Here is an 18,428-nt window from a genome sequence, read left to right as displayed (position 1 = left end):
CCAGCCCGCCGCCCAGCACCGGCAGGCTGCGCACGCTGGCCGGGTAATTCGAATAACGGTCCACACCGACCAAGCGCTGGCACTGGTCCATCGCGCAGACACTCTCCGTCAGGGAAGGCAGCAGGCTGACAATGCGCTGCGGGCTTTGCACGAAGCTCACGCTGACACCGCGGTCATCGGTCAGCTGCAGGGCGCGGACTGGCGCCACGGCGGCGCAAGCCGTCAGTAGCAGAAACAACAGGGCCTGTTTCATGGCGAGCCCTTGAGCGTCAGCGGCAAACCGGCGGCCATCAGGGTGACTCGCTCACAGGCCTGCGCCATCTCCTGGTTGAGCCGGCCCAGCGCATCGACAAAGGCGCGCACCTCGCGCCCGAGCGGAATCACACCCAGCCCGATCTCGTTGCCGACCAGCACAAGCGGCCCGGGGCAGCTTTCGATTGCTTCCAAAAGCATAGCTGTCTGCGCTTGTGGGTATTGGGCTGCAACCATATTTTCCTTTGAAATGTCGGCCGGCATGAGCCAGTTGGTGAGCCACAATGTCAGGCAGTCCACCACCAGCAAGGTCTGCGGGTTGCTGTGCGTCGTGATGGCCTGCGCAAGCTGCAGCGGCTCCTCGACGGTGGACATGCCGGGTACCCGCTCGGCCCTGTCCTGCTGATGGCGCGCAATGCGTTCACGCATTTCCTCGTCCCAGGGCTGGCCGGTGGCGATCAGCACCGCACAGTGTGCGGGGGACTGCGCGAGCCAGCCCTGCGCCAGCCTTTCGGCACGGCGCGACTTGCCGCTGCGCTGGCCGCCGAGGATCAGTTCGCTGCGAACCATGGAGACGTTATTCATGGGTCGCACTCCAGTCCAGAACGATGCGGTGCAGCTGCTCCACCCCGTCGGTCAGCGCGGCCGGCCCGGGCTGCAGGATGTCCGCCGACTTGATCTCGAACAGCTGCCCGTTTTTGACGGCGTTGATATTTTCCCAACCGGGGCGCGCCGCAACTTTTTCGGGCCTGAACTTCTTGCCGCACCAGGAGCCGATGATGATGTCCGGGTTGCGCGCAACGATCTGCGCGCCATCGGCAATGATGCGGTCCCTGCCCATGGGCATGCGCGCCAGTTCCGGAAAACAGTCGTCGCCACCGGCCACACCCAGCAGCGCGGAGACCCAGGCGATGGCGCTGATGTGCGGCTCGTCCCACTCTTCAAAAAACACGCGGGGCCGCCGCCTGAGGCCGGCCGCCACCTGGGCGATGGCGGCCAGCCTGTCCTGCATGGCCTGCATCAGCTGCAGGCCGCGCTCGCCCTGCCCGACCATGGCCGCGACCTGGTACATCATCGAGAAAATTTCCGCGATGCTGCGCTGGTTGAACACTGTGACCTGCACGCCCTTGCGGATCAGCTCAGCCGCAATGTCGGCCTGCAGGTCCGAAAAGCCGAACACGCAGTCGGGTTGGAGCGCCAGGATCTTGTCGATTTTGGCGCTGGTGAAAGCGCTGACGCGGGGCTTCTCGGCACGGGCTCGCGGCGGCCGCACTGTATAGCCCGAGATGCCGACGATGCGGCTCTCTTCCCCGAGCAAGTACAGCCACTCGGTGGTTTCCTCGGTCATGCAGACAATGCGCTGCGGGCCGTAGTTCATGGCTGCGGCTCTGCTGAAAAAAGCCGGGCGGTCGCGGCCGGGCAGGAGGCGAACCAGGCGTGGAAATAACTGGCCCGCACAGACCCCGTGACATACAGCGCCTCCCCCTCGCCGCGCAACTGGCGCCCCGGCGCCGCTTCGGTGCGGGTGGCGGGCTGCAGCGGTGTGGTGCAGGTCGAGTAGTGGAAGGTGTGGCCGCGCAGGGTGCCGCCGGCCACACCCAGCTGCTGCGGGCCCAGCGCGGCCAGGCGTTTTTGCATGCTGACGCTGCCGGGCAGCACACCCCACATCGCGTGGCGTTGGCCATCGACGGTGTGCAATGCCTCAAACAGCGCCATCATGCCGCCGCACTCGGCCCAGACAGGCTTGCCGGAGCGCACATGCGCAGCCAGGCTGTCCTTCATGGCGCTGTTGACCGCCAAGGCCTCCAGATGCAGTTCGGGGTAACCGCCGGGCAGCCAGAGCGCGTCGCAGTCCGGCAGGGCGGCGTCGGCCAGCGGTGAAAAAAACACCAGTTGCGCGCCGAGCTCGCGCAGGCAATCGAGATTGGCCGCGTAGATGAAGCAGAACGCCGCATCACGCGCCACGGCCACCGTGCGGCCCTCCAGTGCACCGGCCGGAAACCCCGACAGATCCGGTGCCTTGAAGGGAACCGCCCAGGCCTGCAGGTCGTCCCCGTTCATCTGCCCCAACGGGGTGGCGGCCAGCGCATCGGCCGCTGCGTCCAGACGCTGCATGGCGTCGCCGAGTTCATCGGACATCACCAGGCCCAGGTGCCGCTCGGGCAGCGTCATGGCGCTGCTGCGCATCAGGGCGCCCAGCCAGTGATCCGGCTCACGCAGGCTTTCCTCGAGCATCAGGGCATGGCCGTCGGAGGCCACCCGGTTGGCCAGCACGCCGGCAAAACGCAGGCCGTCCCGGTAGTGCTGCAGGCCCCAGGCCAGCGCACCGAAGGTGCCGGCCATGGCGCCGGCGTCGATGACGGCCAGCACCGGTAGGCCGAAACGCTGCGCCAGATCGGCCGCGCTCGGCTGCCCGTCGAACAACCCCATCACGCCTTCGACAATGATGAGGTCGGCCTCCTGGGCAGCGCTCTGCAGGCGCCGGGCGCAGTCGTCCTCGCCGGTCATCCACAGGTCGAGCTGGTGCACCGGCGCGCCGCTGGCCAGCGCCAGCCAGTAGGGGTCGAGAAAATCCGGCCCACACTTGAAGACCCGCACCCGCCGTCCCTGGCGCGTGTGCAGGCGCGCCAGCGCGCAGGCGACCGTGGTCTTGCCCTGGCCGGAAGCGGGGGCGGCGATGAGGACCGCGGGACAGCGGACGGGTTCGGTCATGGGCGGCCCTTCAAGTTGTTTACAGGGGGGCCCATTTCAGCCCGACGTACAGCGTACGGCCTCCGGTCGCGTAGGCCTGGGCCAGCTCATAGGATTTGTCGGCCAGATTATCGACGCGGGCCAGGAAGGTCCAGTCGCGGGCCACCAGGGTGCTCGCGCTCAGGTTGATCAGGCCGTAGCCCCCCAGCACCACGGTATTGGTGGCACTGTCATTGCGACGTCCCGAGAGCTGCGCCTCCGCGCCCAGCGACCAGGGCCCCACACGCGTGTCGGCCGCCAGCACGGCATGCTGGCGGGCACGCCGCGCCAGGGTCCGGCCGGTACCGAGATCACGCGGGTTCTGCAGATCAAGCGACGCCGACAGGCGGGTGTTGCCGAGCTTGTAGCCGCCCGTCAAGGTGACCCCGGAATACTCTGCCTGCGCGGTGTTGCTGTAGCAGGCCCGGTTCGCCAGCGCCACCGGCGCGCGGCCGTTGGTACAGGGGCCGGAGCCGGTGGTGAACGTGATCAGGTTGGACACCTTGTTCTGGTAGGCCACGATGCCAAAGCTGCTGGCGCCGTCCTCATAACGCAAGCCGAGCTCCTGGTTGCGGCTGCTTTCAGGCTGCAGCGTGGAAACGCCATAGATGCTGAAGCGGTGGTACAGCGTGGGCGCACGGAAAGCCGTGGCGGTTGATGCCGTGACGCGCCACTGCGGCGTGATGGCAAATCCGTAGCCGGCGCTGCCGGTGTTCTTCACGCCGAACTCGCTGTCGTCGTCGTGCCGCACATTGAGCTGGACCGCGTGCGGCCCGCTTTTCCAGCCATAGCCCAGTGCCAGCGCGTCCTGCGAGCGGCCGCGGTCTATCGGCGCGTTCTGCAGGTGGTCTTCCTTGCGCTCCAGAGCCGCCGTGAACAGATGGGTACCCAGGCGCAGCTCGTTGTGCAGCAGGTAGCTGCGCAGGTCGGTCACCGTCAGGTACGGCGAGGGTGTCGTCTGGTAACGGTCGCGCGAATCGGAAATGCTCAGCCGGGTGCTGTAGGCTTCTGTCCAGCGTGCCTGCCAGTTCAGGCCCAGCGTGTTCAGTTCGCGCAGGTTGCGGTCGTCGCGCGTGCTGGCGCTGTCGTACTGGGAGTTGACATCGTTGGACAGCACGGAGGCCTCCAGCCGGTGCGCGCGGTTGAGCTGGAAACCCAGCTTGGCGTTGGCCGAGCGGCTGCGGTAACCGTCGAGATCGGGGTTCTGCCCGGCGGCTGTGCGCGAATTGAAGCCATCACTGCTTTCATCGGCCAGACCGATCGAATAGTCAAAGGCGCCTTGCGAACCACTGAAGCCGGCGTCGGCCTTGCGTGTGCCGTGCGAGCCAAACCCGATGCCGACAAAGGGCGCAAACGGGCCCTCCCCGCGTTTCGTGAAGATCTGCACGACGCCGCCCAGTGCATCGGAGCCGTATACCGCGGCCGCCGGCCCGCGCAGGACTTCAATGCGGTCGATCTGGCCGAGCGGAATGCTTTCCCAGGCCGCGCCGCCGGTGGCCTGCGAGTCGATGCGCACGCCGTCGATGTACACCGCCGTGAAGCGCGATTCCGAACCGCGCAGGAACACGCCGGTGGTGGTGCCGGGTCCGCCGTTGCGCTGGAACTCGACGCCCGGCAAACGCGCCAGCACATCGGCCAGCCCGGCGGCGCCGCTGCGTTCGATGGTGTCGCGGTCGACCACCGTCACGTCGGCGAGCAGGTCGGACAGCGGTTGCGCCGTGCGTGTCGCGGTGACCACGGTCTCCCGCAGTTGCGGGGATGAAGCGGTTTGGGAAAAAGCAGGCCATGCGGCAGCGACCATCAGCGAAAGCGTGGCGGAGCGTGCATGTAATACACAGGTTTTCATGAGGAGAAACATTCAACAAAAGGCCCTCACCGGCTTCCCCGCCAGTGCATGAGCGTTAAAAACGCCCGGTCCAATGAAGGACGCGCGCGTTCACCTTGTTGGCCGGTATCCGGGCTGACGGAACTGCTCTCATCGCCTTCCCAAGCGCGTGTTCAGAACGCTCAGTGGCTGATGATGAAAGCTGAATGTGCCCGAGTCTGAATCAGGGGGCAGGCATTCGTCCGTTTTACCGTTGCGGGGGCAGCGCAGGTTAAAAATCTCGGCGCAATCGGCCCGGGCTGACCCGGTGCGGATGGCCTTGATTCCCTCCTGCTTCCCGTTGAACTGCAGCGTGTGAACCACACCGCGAGCACCAACAGGCAAGATTCTACGCGCCAGAACTGTGCAAACCCTACAATCGGCGCTGACATGTCGAACCCTACCCACATCGACCAGATCGCCGAACGCGTCGAGCGGCTCCTCCTGCGCTACGAGGAGTTGCAGCGCACCAATGCCCTGCTCACCGAGCAGGTGCATGAGTTGACGCAAGAGCGCGATTCGCTGCGCTCGCGCCTGAGTGCCGCCCGCGCCCGGGTTGATGCCCTGCTCGAACGCCTGCCGGATTCCTCGGCCCCGATGTCGGCGGCCGGTCCGGCCCATGGCAGGACACCCGTGGGATCGGATTCATGAAACAGCTTGACGTACAGATCATGGGCCAGAGCTACCTGCTCGGCTGCCCCGAGGGCGGCGAGGCCAGGCTGCTCGACGCGGTGGAAAAGGTCGATGCGGCGATGTGCAAGATCCGCGACGCCGGAAAAATCAAGGCACGTGACCGCATCGCCGTGCTGGCCGCGCTGAACCTGGCTTTCGAACTGTCCGAGCTGGAGGCCAATGCGCTGAAGGCGGCGCACAGCGCGCCGGCCACCGCCCCGGTCAGAGCGAGCGGCGCGGCCGTGTCGGCGGCCGAAGCCGAAGCGCAGCCGCAGCTCACGGCCCTGCTGCAACGCCTGGACAACGCGCTGGGCGTGGACGGCCGCCTGCTGTAAAGCGGTCCATCAGCGGCGGGCGATCGTCGCCCCCACGCCAGCGCGGCGCGCGCCAAACGCCTACAATCAAAGCGTCTGCGGTACGCACCGGGCTTTATATTTCCTTGTACCAATGCTCTTAGAGCACGGGCTTGGTAAATTGTCAGGCAGGCGTGATCGTCTCGCGTCAGACGAACCCGAAACCTGACTGCCCTCGCCCACCTGAACCCTGGTTCAGGATGACGGTCCGGTGGTATTCGCAGACACCTCTTTTTACCCGTTGCCACGCCCGCCGTCCACCCGTCCAACCCGCTTGCCCCGGCGAGCGCCTGCCCTTACCCCGCATGACCTTCGAACCCCTGCTCATTCTTGAACTTGCCCTGCTGGGCGTCGGCACCGGCTTTCTCGCGGGCCTGCTGGGCATAGGCGGCGGGATGCTAATGGTGCCCTTCATCACCATCATCATGGCGCAGCGCGGCGTGACGCCAGACCTGGCCGTCAAGATGGCGATCGCCACCTCGATGGCCACCATCATCTTCACCTCCATCTCCAGCGTGCGAGCCCACCACAAACGCGGCGCGGTGCGCTGGGACATCGTCAGGCGCCTGGCCCCGGGCATCGTGGTGGGCAGCATCATCGGCAGCCTGGGCGTGTTTGCCCTGCTCAAGGGCTCCTACCTGGCCATCTTCTTCGGCCTGTTTGTGAGCTTCTCGGCGACCCAGATGTTTCTGGACAAGAAGCCCAAGCCCACACGCCAGATGCCGGGCGCGGCCGGCCAGTTTGCAGCCGGCGGCGGCATCGGTTTCCTGTCGGGGCTGGTGGGCGCCGGCGGCGGCTTCATCAGCGTGCCGTTCATGACCTGGTGCAACGTCGCCATCCACAACGCGGTGGCCACCTCGGCCGCGCTGGGCTTTCCGATTGCCGTGGCCAATGTGCTCGGTTACGTGATCAGCGGGCAGTCGGTGCAGGGCCTGCCCCCCGCTTCCTTCGGCTACATCTGGCTGCCGGCGCTGGTGGTGATTGCGATCAGCAGCTTTTTCGTCGCACCGGTGGGCGCCAGGCTCGCGCACAAGCTGCCCGTGAGCAAGCTCAAGCGCGTGTTTGCCAGCATCCTGTATGTGCTGGCAGCCTACATGCTCTGGAAGGGCCTGAGCAGCCTGTAGCCCCACAGGCCATCAGCCATGCGCCTGGCGTGAATCGGCCGGCGCTTCGTCCCGCTCCTTCAAGCCGTAGTCGCGGATCACCTCGGCAATCCGCAGCCGGTAGTCCCTGAACATGGTGGACCTTCCGGCCGCCTGCGCGGCGCGGTGCGCCTCCAGGTTGCGCCAGGCCTGCAGGCAGGCTTCGTCGCGCCAGAACTGCAGCGACAGCAGCTTGTCGGGCTCGCTCAGGCTCTGGAAGCGTTCGATCGAGATGAACCCCTCCATCTTCAGCAACTCTGCCTTGAGCTCGGCGGCCCAGTTCAGGTAACCCTCGCGGTGCGCCGGATCGGGCCAGACTTCAAAAATAACCGACACCATGGAACGTCTCCTTCATTGTTCAAAAACAGGAATGCGGGCATTGGGCAGCGGCCGGAACCCGGTGCAGCGCCCGAAATAAGCATCAAATTGGCCAGAAGCCCTTAGCCAACGTGCGCTGGCAGCTACGATTTCAATAGCAATTGCAGCGCCGGGGCAGGCATGAGGACCGGCGCCGAAACCGACGCTCCGGCCGCCCTCACGGTGTACATCAAAACGGTCGGGCTGCGTGTTGAAGGTTTCGTCGCGGTTGGCGCTGGCCAGCACCAGCAGCAGGGCCTGGCCCGCCGCTATCGGCTGGCCCAGCAGTGTCAGCGCTTCGGCCGCGAAACGTCGGGTGTTCTGGATGGGCGCGGCCCAGCGCTCGACCTCGCACACCAGGGCGCGCATGGCTTCTGGTGATGCGTCGGCGGTGGCCGCCTGTTGCGCGTCCCGCGCGAGCTGCAGCGCCACATGGCCGAGCAGGCCCCTGCCCGCATCGAGGGCCTGCTGCATGAAGGCGATGCGATTGGCAGCCTGCGCCGCAGGCAGGCCCAGCGCCCGGCCCTGCGCCATGAGAGCCGCGGCCGCCTCGTCGGCCAACGCCACGGTCTGCGTATCGGCGCCGGGCGCAATGCCCTGCGTGAACTGCGCGGCCCAGCGACAGGTCGCCTCGCGTTGTCCTTCTGGCACACCGATCAGCCGTGCCATGGTCTGCACCGGCAAAGCGGCAGTGAAATCATTGACCGGCAGGCGTGGCCGCAGGTCGCGTGCGGCGTCTTCTGCAGCGCATGCCACGTCGGCCAGCGTCCAGCGCCGGGCCGCCCGCTCCACCTCGGGCTTGTGGACCGCGTGGAAGTCACCGTCCGTCATGCGCACCAGTTGCGCGAAGACCGCGCCGGCTGCCCCGCCTTGCAGTGCCCGCGGCACCGGCTCGGCCGGCGGGCGCACACGCAGCGCCGGATGGACCAATGCCGCGCTGACGGCGGCATGGCTGCTGGCCACCCAGAGGCCGAGGCGGGTGTCGAAAAACAGCGGGCGCTCCTGCCGCAGGTGGCGGTAGAAGGGATAGGGGTCGGGGTGGGTTACCGCCTCCACGGCGTCACGGGGAAAGGCGGACTCAGCGGCGGCATCATGGGAAAAAGACATGGCCCCAGTGTCCCCAGCGGCGCCGTCCTTGTCCAGCGCCAACAGTTTGGCTAACATCGAACCATGCCCGCTGAACCCGACATCACCCGCATCGCCGCCACCATCGGCGACGCCAGCCGCATCCGCATGCTGGTGCTGCTGATGGAAGGCCGCGCGCTGACAGCCAAGGAACTCGCACTGGGCGCAGGCATCGCGCCAGGGACGGCCACCACTCACCTGCAGCGCCTGCTCGATGACGGCCTGCTGGCCGCCACCGCGCAGGGCCGCCACAAGTATTTCCGCTTTGCCTCCGAAGAGGTGGCGCAGCTGGTCGAGTCGCTGATGCGTGTGGCGCCGAAACGAAAAAGCGACAAGCCCGAGGCGGGGGTTGAACCGATACGCCATGCCCGCTTCTGCTACGACCACCTCGCCGGCAGCCTGGGCACCGGCTTGCTGGCCATGCTGCTGCGCAGGCGCTGGCTGGAGGGCGACACCGGTGATGCGCGGAAGTTGCTGGTGACGGCAGCGGGCGAAAAAGCCCTGCGGACCCTGGGTCTGGACCTGCCCGAGCTGCGCAGCAGGCGCCGCCAGTTCGCCTGCACCTGCCTGGACTGGTCGGAACGCCGGGACCACCTGGGCGGCGCGCTCGGAGCGGCGCTGGCAAGCCACTTCACGCAGCAAGGCTGGATCACGCGAAAAAAACATTCGCGCGTGGTGCAGGTCACGACGGAGGGCGTCGCGCGCTTCAGCCGCCTGGGCCTCAAGCTGCCCGGCTGAAACTACTTCCCGAACGCTCAGGCCTGCAGCGGCGTCGGCATCACGACGATGCCGTCCTCGTCGGCGTACAGCCAGTCGCCGGGGTACACCCACACGCCCTGGATCTGGACCGCCACGCCGGCCTGCCCTTCATTACGTTTTTCAGTAGGCAGGGGTATCGAAGCCAGCGCGCGTATGCCGACCTGGCACTGCGCGAGTTCGGCGACATCGCGCACACAGCCGTCGATCACCACCCCCGCCCAGCCGTTTTTTGCAGCCGCGGCACCAAGGTTGCCACCCAGCAGCGCGCGGCGCAGCGAGGCGCCTCCATCAACCACCAGCACGGCGGGCACGCGGCCCAAGGGTGTTTCCACCAGACCGCTGCCATCGACTGCGGCCTTGACGAGTGAGTTGTCTTCAAAACACTTGATAGTGACGACCGGTCCACAGAAGCGGGAAACACCGCCAAAAGGCCGGAACACCGGGGGCAGGACGCGAAATCGCCCCGAGCTGTCGTTTTTATGAGCGTCGCACAAATCGCAGGTGGCAAAGCGCGGCGTGGTGGTGGAGCTGGTCATGGCGGTGTCCTTTCAGGGAGCGGGCGACGGCGAACATGCGGAAGGAAAACTGCCGCAAGCATACCGTGCAGCCGGGAACCTTGCGGGGCAAATGCTGTGTGCTGGCGCGGTGTTAAGCCAGCTTCCTCCGGTGCTGGGTGAGCACGTTCCGCGCCTCGCAGCGCAGCCTTTTCTGCCCGCTTTTTCACCCTCAACAAGCGCCGCGGCATGAGCTCGCGCGTGCACAGCGTCGCCCGGGGTGCGATGTTTTGGATCCTGTCGAAGTAAATCTGCAACATCCAGACCCAAAAAAATTGCGTTTTCCCTATGAAACCGCTGTTTTCTCCAGTAGCATCCCCCTTGCCAGTGAAGAGTAGTTATCTGCATTGGTGATTTATCAACTTCTAGAAGGAAAATCAATCATGGCAACTGCAAAAAAAGCACCGGCAAAAAAAGCAGCCGCAAAAAAAGCTGCACCGGCAAAGAAAGTAGCTGCGAAAAAAGCAGCTCCAGCGAAAAAAGCCCCTGCGAAGAAAGCACCGGCTAAAAAAGTAGTGGCGAAAAAAGCCCCTGCAAAAAAGGTCGTGGCCAAGAAAGCCCCTGCAAAAAAAGCGCCCGCCAAAAAGCGTACGCCCAATGCAGCTTTCATGAAGCCACTGACGCTGAGCCCCGCCTTGTCGGCCGTGGTTGGCGCTGCTGCGCTGCCCCGCACCGAGATCGTGCGCAAGCTCTGGGTCTACATCAAGGCCAAGGGTCTGCAGGACAAGATCAACAAGCGCATGGTCAACGCCGACGAAAAATTGCGTGCCGTTTTCGGCAAGGCGCAAGTGTCGATGTTCGAGATGGCTGGCCTGATCGGCAAGCACGTCAAGTAACTCGACGCAAAGGGTTTGACCTGCCTTCGGGCGGACCCGACCCGACAAAAAGGCCACGTGAGTGGCCCTTTTTTTTTGCCCGATTCAGAATCAAAACGGGTCGCACCCCTTATGGGACCTGCGCATCCAGCTACTTTTTCTGTAGCGCCACACGGGTGATGCCGCTCAAGGTGCCGCGCGTGCTGATGACTTCCGGATCCAGCATGATCTCGATCAGTGCGCCTTCCTTGCCCTGCAGCGCCTGACGCAGCGCGGCTTCGAACTCGTCGGTGCGCGTGATGCGTGTGGCGCTGTAACCGTAGGCGCGCGCGAGTGCGCAGAAGTCGGGGTTCTGCAGATGCGAGCCGCTGACGTGGCGCGGGTACTCGCGCTCCTGGTGCATGCGGATGGTGCCGTACATGCCGTTGTTGAGCAGCACGATGATGCTTTTGGCGCCATGCTGCACCGCTGTCGCGAGTTCCTGACCGTTCATGAGGAAGTCGCCGTCGCCGGCAATCGTGAAGGCCGTGCGACCCGACACGATGTTGGCCGCGATGCCGGCCGGCACGCCGTAACCCATGGCGCCCACGGTGGGTGCGAGTTGCGTTTTCAGACCCTTGACCAGTCCGTGGTGCGGGAAGAAACGGTGCACCCAGCTCGCAAAATTTCCAGCGCCGTTGGTCAGCACGGCGTCTTCCGGCAGCAGCTTCTTGAGGGTGGCGACGATGGCCGGCATGTCGATGCTGCCGGGCAGCACCACGCCGCCATTGGCCGGATCGATGTTGGCGAGATAGTCCGCGTTGGCGGACTCGGCCCAGGCCTGCCAGGGCACGGCGACGGGCGCGGTCAGGACTTCCAGCGAACGCGCTGCGGCGTTCATGGTGGCGTTGATCGCCAGGTCGGCCTGGAACACGCGATTGAGCTCCTCCGCGCTGGCGTGGATATGCACCAGCTTCTGCCTGGGCCGCGGCGCTTCGATCAGCGTGTAGCCACCGGTAGTCATTTCGCCCAGGCGCGGACCAATGGCCAGGATCAGGTCGGCCTCCTTGACGCGCGCGGCGAGCTTGGGGTTCAGCCCGATACCGACGTCACCGGCATACAGCGGGTGGTGGTTGTCGAAGGTGTCCTGGAAACGAAAGGCATTGCCCACCGGAAGCGACCAGTTCTCGGCAAACCGCTGCAGCGCCTGCGCGGCCTGCGGCGTCCAGCCCCCACCGCCGGCGATCACCAGGGGGCGCTCGGACTGCAGCAGCATTTCACGCAGCGTGCGCAGCGAGCCGGGGTCGCTCCAGGCTTCGACCGCTTCCACACGCGGCAGCGGCTGGGCGTCCACACTCTGCGTCAGCATGTCTTCGGGCAGCACCAGCACCACCGGGCCAGGCCGCCCGTTCATCGCGGTTGCAAACGCACGCGCCACGTACTCGGGGATGCGCCTCGCGTCGTCAATGCGCTCCACACGTTTGGCCATGCCTTTGGTCGAAGGTCCGAAGAAGCTGCTGTAGTCGAGCTCCTGGAAAGCTTCGCGGTCGCGCGTGTCGCTGGCCACGTCGCCGACAAACAGGATCATCGGCGTGGAATCCTGGAAGGCCGTGTGCACGCCAATCGACGCGTTGGTGGCGCCGGGACCGCGCGTCACGAAGCAGATGCCGGGGCGCCCGGTCAGCTTGCCATGGGCTTCGGCCATGAAGGCGGCACCGCCCTCCTGCCGGTTGGTGATGAAGCTGATCTGGTCACGACAGGCATGAAAGCCGTCGAGCACCGCGAGGTAACTTTCACCCGGTACGCCGAAAGCATGGGTGACGCCCTGGGCCACAAGGCATTGAACAAGAAGATGGCCGGCAAGTTGTTGTGTCATCTGGATATTGTGCCGCCTGAATAGGCCCCCACGGTCGCTCACTGCGTGTGGCTCCCTGCCCCCCGAGGGGGCCGCTGCGCCTGCGGACTGGCGGAGCCAGATCCGCGGCCCCTGCTTGAACTAAGAGCCAGCCACGGTTATTGGCCGGCGTGCTCCGCACCTCTCGCGGCCTGGCAGCTATTCCGGTGTTTTGTTGTCGCCGTCGGCGCCGCCGGCTTCGAGCGCCTGGCGGGCCAGCTCTTCCTCGCTCAGCGGCGGCGCCTCTTCCAGCGCTCTCAGTTCCTCCAGGAACTCCGGCGTGGGCTGCTCGTGCTCGAGCAGCACTTCTTCCAGCTTCTGCCGGCCGGTCTCCACATGCACGGAGGGTGAATGCAGTTCGGTCGGGGGCACCGGAAATTTTTCGCCCAGCGTGAATTTCAGCGCCTCGGCCTTCTCATCAACCCAGTGTGTGAAGTCACCGTCTTTGGGGGTGTCCGAATTTGTCATGACCATCTCCTTGCATGTCGGCACCGGCGCGGCTGGCCGGTCCCTGCTTCATTATGGAGGTACGCTTGGCGCAGTGCTGTCAGCCCATGAGCTCCGCAGCCGAAATTCTTGCCTTAATTAACCAAACAGTTAAATTAACCGCCATGCCAAGCCCCAAAAGCAAAACCGTCAAACCCGCCGAACCCCGCTCGCGCGACGCCGACCGTTCCCAGCAGGCGATCCTGCTGGCCGCCCGCGACGAGTTTGCGCAGCACGGCCTGGGCGGCGCGCGGGTGGACCGCATTGCCGAACGCGCTGACGTCAACAAGCGCCTGATCTACTACTACTTCAAGAGCAAGGATGAGCTGTTCCTGGCGGTGCTGGAGCAGGCCTACGCCCACATCCGCGAGGCGGAAACCAGACTGCACCTGCAGGGCATGCCGCCGGCCCAGGCGATCCGCCGGCTCACCGAATTCACCTGGGAGTATTACCTCGAACATCCGGAGTTCCTGACGCTGCTCAACAGTGAAAACCTGCACCAGGGCCGGCATCTGGCGATGTCCAGCCGGGCCCGGGAAACCAACTCGCCGCTGATCGAGACGCTCGCCGACATCCTGGAGCGCGGGCGCGCCGAAGGCCTGTTTCGCGGCGGCATCGACCCGCTGCAGCTCTACGTGTCGATTGCCGGCATGGCGTATTTCTACCTCTCCAACAACCACACGCTGTCGGCCATTTTCGGGCGCGACCTGATGGCACCCAAGGCCCGCCATGAACGCCTGTCGCACATGTGTGAAGTGATCCTCGGGTATGTCCTTAGAAACTGAAGCGGCACCGCGTTGACGCGCGCTCGCCATTGTTCTTACAATTCTTAATTCACTTAATGGTGAATTAGGCGTAAACTCCGGCCTGTTTGAGTCGCCGGACTTCCGTTTCTTCCAAATGCCCTTCAGGAGACAACCATGACTTTTGCACGCCGCGCCGCGCTGGCTTCGCTCGCTTCCCTTACCGTCCTGGCCGCGTTCTCGCCCCTGGCCGCCAGTGCCCAAGGCGCCTACCCGACCAAGCCGATCCGGGTCATCGTGCCCTTTGCCGCCGGCAGCACGACCGACATCATTGCCCGCGCCATCGCCGACAAGATGAGCCAGAGCATGGGCCAGACCCTGGTGATCGACAACCGCGGCGGCGCCAGCGGCACCATCGGCCAGCAGGCGGTGGCCACGGCGGCACCGGACGGCTACACCATCATGATCCATTCGTCCTCGCACACGGTCAGCCCCTCCACCTTCGCCAAGCTGCCCTTTGACACACTGGGTGACTTCGCCGGCGTGACGCCGATTTCCAGCACCCCCAATGTGCTGGTGATGTCGCCGTCCAAGAACATCAAGACGCTGCAGGAACTGCTGGTCGCCGCGCGCGCCAAGCCCGGCAGCATGAACTTCGCTTCCGCCGGCCAGGGCAGCGCCACCCACCTGAATGCCGAGAAATTCAAGCTTGCGGCCAAAATCGAAGCCACCAACATCCCGTTCAAGGGATCCGGTGAAGCCGTGACGGAAGTCATGTCCGGCCGCGTTGACTACTACTTCTCGCCGATTGCGCCGGTGATCGGGCAGATCAAAAACGGCCAGCTGGTGGCCCTGGCCGTCGGTTCGCCCAAACGCGCCAGTGCCCTGCCCCAGGTGCCGACCACCGCCGAAGCCGGCGTGCCTGGCTCCGAGTTCAATTTCTGGATCGGCATGATGGCACCCGCCAAGACGCCGCGCGACATCGTCAACCGCCTGCACGACGAAGTGGTCAAAGCCCTGGCCACCCCCGAGGTCAAGGAGCGTTTTGCCGCACTGGGTGCCGAGGCCTGGACCATGAAGCCCGAGCAGTTCGACAGCTACATCAAAGACGAAATCAAGAGCAACGCCGTGCTGGTCAAGGCCGCCGGCCTCACCCCCGCGCCCTGAGTTTTAACCCCCGCTACTGCCACGCCCGACCCTGCGCCGGGCCCGCCCTGAATCCTCACCGGGCCCAGGGTGCGGCCGCCGCATTTTTTACCGCCACCACAAGGACCCCCATGGCCACCCAACGACTAGGAATCATCATGCACGGCGTCACCGGACGCATGGGCATGAACCAGCACCTGATCCGCTCCATCGTCGCGATCCGCAAACAGGGTGGCGTCACGCTCTCCAACGGCGACAAGGTGATGCCCGACCCGATCCTGATCGGCCGCAACGCCGAAAAAATCGAGGCCCTGGCCAAGACCTGGAACATCGAACGCTGGGGCACCGACCTCGACCAGGCGCTGGCCAACCCGGACGACAGCATCTTCTTCGACGCCGGCACCACGCAGATGCGCCCGACCCTGCTGGCCAAGGCGATCCGTGCCGGCAAACATGTGTACTGCGAAAAGCCGATTGCCACCAACCTCAACGAAGCCGTCGAGATCGCGCGCCTGGCCGAAAAATCCGGCCTGAAACATGGCGCGGTGCAGGACAAACTCTTCCTGCCCGGCCTGCGCAAGCTCGACATGCTGCGCCGCGCCGGCTTCTTCGGCAAGATGCTGTCGGTGCGCCTGGAGTTCGGCTACTGGGTGTTTGAAGGCGACCTGCAGCCCATCCAGCGCCCGAGCTGGAACTACCGCACCGAAGACGGTGGCGGCATGATCCTGGACATGATGTGTCACTGGCGTTATGTGCTGGACAACCTGTTCGGCGAGGTCAAATCCATCTCCTGCATTGGCGCGACCCACATCCCCGAGCGCTGGGACGAGGCCGGCAAGCCCTACAAGGCGACGGCCGACGACGCCGCCTACGCCACCGCCGAGCTGATCGGCCACAACGGGGAGAACGTGATCGCGCAGATGAACATGTCCTGGGCCACCCGCGTGCGCCGTGATGACCTGGTCACCTTCCACGTCGACGGTACGCATGGCTCGGCGGTTGCCGGTTTGAGCTCCTGCCGCGCGCAGAGCCGCGTCACCACGCCGCGCCCGGTGTGGAACCCGGACGAGAAGCAGATGATGAATTTCTTCGACCAATGGCAGGAAGTGCCGGACTCGCAGACCTACGACAACGGATTCAAGATCCAGTGGGAGCATTTCATCCGCCACGTGGTCGAAAACGAGCCCTACAAGTGGACCCTGCCCGAAGGCGCCAAGGGCGTGCAGCTGGTCGAGGCCGCGCTCGAAAGCTGGAAGGAACGCCGCTGGGTGGACGTTCCCGCGCTACAGGTTTGATAGCTGCTTGCGCATACTCAGCAAGGGCTTGGGCCCGATTTGATACATAAAAGGTGATTTCATGGCGTTAACCCTTCAGTTGCCCGTTGCCGCGGGCGGCCTGCAGCCCTACACGCTGCAAGGCACCCCACCCGTTCATCCTCCTGCAGGCGTCAAGTTCAACCGCATCGCCTACTCGGCCGCGCACGTCGTCGCCGACCCGCTGGCAGTTAGCGACCCCTGGGTGAACTGCGCCATCGACTGGGATAGCACCATCGCCTACCGCCGCCATCTGTGGTCGCTGGGCCTGGGTGTGGCCGAAGCCATGGACACCGCCCAGCGTGGCATGGGCCTGGACTGGCCGACCTCGCTGGAGCTGATCCGCCGCTCGCTGGAAGCCGCGAAAGACATGCCCGGTGCACTCGTGGCTTCGGGCTGCGGCACCGACCACCTGGTGCTGGAAAACGTGAAGACCGTCGATGAAGTCATCGCCGGTTACGAAGAACAGATGGCCGCCATTGAAAAGCTGGGCGGCAAACTCATTGTGATGGCCAGCCGGGCGCTGGCGCGCGTCGCCCAATCACCGGCCGACTACGAACGGGTCTACGACCGCATCCTGAGCCAGGCCAAACAACCCGTGGTGCTGCACTGGCTGGGCGACATGTTCGACCCGGCCCTTGCGGGCTACTGGGGCAGCAACCATGTCGAACAAGCCATGGACACCGCGCTGGGCATCATCAACGCCCATGCCGACAAGGTTGATGGCATCAAGATCTCCCTGCTAGCCAAGGACAAGGAAATCGCCATGCGACGGCGCCTGCCCGCCGGCGTGCGCATGTACACCGGCGACGACTTCAACTACGCCGAGCTGATTGCCGGCGATGGCTTTGGCAGCGAGCTGTTTCACGGCCAGAGCGATGCGCTGCTGGGCATCTTCGACGCCATTGCGCCGGCCGCGAGTGCCGCGCTGGGGGAGCTGGCGCAGGGCAACGTGGAGAAATTCCACGCCATCCTCGGCCCCACGGTGCCACTGTCGCGCCACATCTTTGCCGCGCCTACCCGCTTCTACAAAACCGGTGTGGTGTTCATGGCCTGGCTCAACGGCCACCAAAGCCACTTCACCATGGTCGGTGGGCAGCAAAGCACGCGTTCGCTGCAGCACTTCGCCGAGCTGTTCCGGCTGGCCGATGCGGCGAATCTGCTGGAACACCCCGAACTCGCCGTGCAACGCATGAAAACGCTGCTGGCGCTGCACGGAATCGAATGATGGCTCACCCCCATTGCCGACTTACTTCGTATAGCGGCCTCCCCCCTCAAGAGGCGACGCTGGCGGCCCGGCAAAGCCGGTTCCGCCGTGTCCGCTGAAAAAATCCCCGGTTTCCACGGTACCCATCTCATGCGCGATTTCTCCACTGACCACCGCTGGCTCTCCATCAACACCGCGACCATCCGCAAAAGCCGCGGTGTCGAGCAGCCGTTGCCCAGCATCATCGAAGCCTGCGCGCAGCGCGGCATCCGGGCGATCTCGCCCTGGCGCGACCAGGTGGCCGCCGCCGGCCTGCCGGTCATCTCGAAACTGGTCAATGACCACGGACTGGAACTGTCGGGCTACTGCCGCGGCGGCATGTTCCCGGCCGTGGATGCGGTTGGCATGAAAGCCGCACGCGACGACAACCGCCGCGCGGTCGACGAAGCCTGTGAGCTCAACGCCGCATGCCTGGTGCTGGTGGTGGGCGGTCTGCCCGGCGCGCTGGCCGGAAAAGCCGCGCACAAGGACATCGCACTGTCGCGCCATCAGGTCAGCGACGGTATCGCCGAACTGCTGGAATACGCCAAGGCCGCCAACATGCCGCTGGCCATCGAACCGCTGCACCCGATGTACGCGGCCGACCGCGCCTGCATCAACACCCTGGAGCAGGCGCTCGACGTCTGCGACGCACTCGATCCATCACGAAGCGGCGCGCTCGGGGTGGCGGTGGACGTGTACCACGTCTGGTGGGACCCGAAACTTGAAGCGCAGATCCAGCGCGCGGGCAAGGACCGGCTGATGGCCTTCCACGTCTGCGACTGGATGACGCCGACCACGGATCTGCTGGAAGACCGCGGCATGATGGGCGACGGTGTCATCGACATCCCGAAGATCCGCGGCTGGGTCGAGGCCCAGGGCTTCGCCGGCTACAGCGAAGTGGAAATATTTTCCACCGGCAACTGGTGGCAACGCGATTCAGCCGAGGTGCTGGACACCTGCATCGCCCGCCACCGCAGCGCGGTCTAGCTGCATGG

19 protein-coding genes, 1 pseudogene and 1 riboswitch are annotated in these 18,428 nt (G+C 65.2%); of the genes and pseudogenes, 10 read left to right on the top strand and 10 right to left on the bottom strand.

What is annotated here, in order from left to right:
• The 5 genes and pseudogenes from PSV33_RS13310 to PSV33_RS13290 form a co-directional block, all read right to left on the bottom strand.
• A pseudogene (locus tag PSV33_RS13310) lies at positions 1-253 on the bottom strand (ABC transporter substrate-binding protein); the annotation flags it as partial.
• On the bottom strand, positions 250-837 hold the full coding sequence (cobU, locus tag PSV33_RS13305; protein ID WP_300562556.1) for a bifunctional adenosylcobinamide kinase/adenosylcobinamide-phosphate guanylyltransferase: 588 nt from the start codon (positions 835-837) through the stop codon (positions 250-252). The pseudogene PSV33_RS13310 and the gene cobU, both read right to left, overlap by 4 nt.
• Entirely contained in the window at positions 830-1,630 is an 801-nt protein-coding gene (locus PSV33_RS13300) for a cobalamin-binding protein (protein ID WP_300562554.1), read from the bottom strand. Before PSV33_RS13300 ends, cobU begins: the two co-directional genes overlap by 8 nt.
• Complete coding sequence (locus PSV33_RS13295) at positions 1,627-2,964, bottom strand: cobyrinate a,c-diamide synthase (RefSeq protein ID WP_300562553.1); 1,338 nt, start codon at positions 2,962-2,964, stop codon at positions 1,627-1,629. Before PSV33_RS13295 ends, PSV33_RS13300 begins: the two co-directional genes overlap by 4 nt.
• Before the next feature lie 19 nt (positions 2,965-2,983).
• The gene (locus tag PSV33_RS13290) at positions 2,984-4,828 is read right to left on the bottom strand and encodes a TonB-dependent receptor (RefSeq protein ID WP_300562551.1); all 1,845 of its coding nucleotides are present in this window, start codon (positions 4,826-4,828) and stop codon (positions 2,984-2,986) included.
• Positions 4,829-4,910: 82 nt separating this feature from the next.
• Positions 4,911-5,200, bottom strand: a riboswitch (cobalamin riboswitch).
• Positions 5,201-5,236: 36 nt separating this feature from the next.
• Here PSV33_RS13290 and PSV33_RS13285 point away from each other — a divergent pair.
• The 3 genes from PSV33_RS13285 (at position 5,237) to PSV33_RS13275 (ending at position 6,995) form a co-directional block, all read left to right on the top strand.
• Complete coding sequence (locus PSV33_RS13285; protein ID WP_096669070.1) at positions 5,237-5,497, top strand: cell division protein ZapB; 261 nt, start codon at positions 5,237-5,239, stop codon at positions 5,495-5,497.
• Positions 5,494-5,853: a cell division protein ZapA gene (locus PSV33_RS13280; RefSeq protein WP_300562550.1), complete on the top strand. Its 360-nt coding sequence runs from the start codon at positions 5,494-5,496 to the stop codon at positions 5,851-5,853. Before PSV33_RS13285 ends, PSV33_RS13280 begins: the two co-directional genes overlap by 4 nt.
• A gap of 323 nt (positions 5,854-6,176) precedes the next feature.
• Positions 6,177-6,995, top strand: coding sequence for a sulfite exporter TauE/SafE family protein (locus PSV33_RS13275; RefSeq protein ID WP_300562548.1), 819 nt, complete (start codon positions 6,177-6,179; stop codon positions 6,993-6,995).
• Between the two features lie 12 nt (positions 6,996-7,007).
• On the opposite strand, the gene PSV33_RS13270 is transcribed toward PSV33_RS13275, so the two are convergent.
• Both PSV33_RS13270 and PSV33_RS13265 read right to left on the bottom strand, forming a co-directional pair.
• A complete protein-coding gene (locus tag PSV33_RS13270; protein WP_300562546.1) occupies positions 7,008-7,352 on the bottom strand; it encodes an antibiotic biosynthesis monooxygenase in 345 nt (114 codons plus the stop codon).
• Positions 7,353-7,364: 12 nt separating this feature from the next.
• Complete coding sequence (locus PSV33_RS13265) at positions 7,365-8,477, bottom strand: cytochrome P450 (RefSeq protein ID WP_300562544.1); 1,113 nt, start codon at positions 8,475-8,477, stop codon at positions 7,365-7,367.
• Between the two features lie 63 nt (positions 8,478-8,540).
• Between PSV33_RS13265 and PSV33_RS13260 the strand changes: the two genes are divergently transcribed.
• Entirely contained in the window at positions 8,541-9,233 is a 693-nt protein-coding gene (locus PSV33_RS13260) for a winged helix-turn-helix domain-containing protein (RefSeq protein ID WP_300562542.1), read from the top strand.
• A 17-nt stretch (positions 9,234-9,250) separates the two neighbouring features.
• On the opposite strand, the gene rraA is transcribed toward PSV33_RS13260, so the two are convergent.
• The gene (gene rraA / locus PSV33_RS13255) at positions 9,251-9,790 is read right to left on the bottom strand and encodes a ribonuclease E activity regulator RraA (protein ID WP_300562540.1); all 540 of its coding nucleotides are present in this window, start codon (positions 9,788-9,790) and stop codon (positions 9,251-9,253) included.
• Between the two features lie 401 nt (positions 9,791-10,191).
• Here rraA and PSV33_RS13250 point away from each other — a divergent pair, with 401 nt between their 5' ends.
• Positions 10,192-10,644, top strand: coding sequence for an SWIB/MDM2 domain-containing protein (locus PSV33_RS13250; RefSeq protein WP_293594691.1), 453 nt, complete (start codon positions 10,192-10,194; stop codon positions 10,642-10,644).
• A 130-nt stretch (positions 10,645-10,774) separates the two neighbouring features.
• Here PSV33_RS13250 and PSV33_RS13245 read toward each other — a convergent pair whose 3' ends face one another.
• Together PSV33_RS13245 and PSV33_RS13240 are read right to left on the bottom strand one after the other, a co-directional pair.
• The gene (locus PSV33_RS13245; protein WP_300562538.1) at positions 10,775-12,478 is read right to left on the bottom strand and encodes a thiamine pyrophosphate-binding protein; all 1,704 of its coding nucleotides are present in this window, start codon (positions 12,476-12,478) and stop codon (positions 10,775-10,777) included.
• Positions 12,479-12,655: 177 nt separating this feature from the next.
• Positions 12,656-12,964 (bottom strand): hypothetical protein, encoded by a 309-nt coding sequence (locus PSV33_RS13240; protein WP_300562537.1) that lies wholly within the window; start codon positions 12,962-12,964, stop codon positions 12,656-12,658.
• Positions 12,965-13,107: 143 nt separating this feature from the next.
• Between PSV33_RS13240 and PSV33_RS13235 the strand changes: the two genes are divergently transcribed.
• From PSV33_RS13235 to PSV33_RS13215, 5 genes are all read left to right on the top strand, one after another.
• Positions 13,108-13,767 (top strand): TetR family transcriptional regulator, encoded by a 660-nt coding sequence (locus PSV33_RS13235; protein ID WP_300562535.1) that lies wholly within the window; start codon positions 13,108-13,110, stop codon positions 13,765-13,767.
• Positions 13,768-13,902: 135 nt separating this feature from the next.
• Positions 13,903-14,892, top strand: coding sequence for a tripartite tricarboxylate transporter substrate binding protein (locus tag PSV33_RS13230; protein WP_300562533.1), 990 nt, complete (start codon positions 13,903-13,905; stop codon positions 14,890-14,892).
• A gap of 110 nt (positions 14,893-15,002) precedes the next feature.
• On the top strand, positions 15,003-16,166 hold the full coding sequence (locus PSV33_RS13225) for a Gfo/Idh/MocA family oxidoreductase (protein ID WP_300562531.1): 1,164 nt from the start codon (positions 15,003-15,005) through the stop codon (positions 16,164-16,166).
• 61 nt (positions 16,167-16,227) lie between these two features.
• Positions 16,228-17,412, top strand: a complete 1,185-nt coding sequence (locus PSV33_RS13220) for a dihydrodipicolinate synthase family protein (protein WP_300562529.1) — start codon at positions 16,228-16,230, stop codon at positions 17,410-17,412.
• 129 nt (positions 17,413-17,541) lie between these two features.
• Positions 17,542-18,420 carry a sugar phosphate isomerase/epimerase gene (locus tag PSV33_RS13215; RefSeq protein WP_300562563.1) on the top strand — a complete coding sequence of 293 codons (879 nt, stop codon included), beginning with the start codon at positions 17,542-17,544 and terminating at the stop codon, positions 18,418-18,420.
• Positions 18,421-18,428 lie beyond the last annotated feature (8 nt).

It is taken from the genome of Polaromonas sp., from assembly GCF_029945895.1.
GTDB lineage: Bacteria > Pseudomonadota > Gammaproteobacteria > Burkholderiales > Burkholderiaceae_C > Polaromonas.
This window is presented reverse-complemented; position numbering and strand designations above follow the sequence as displayed.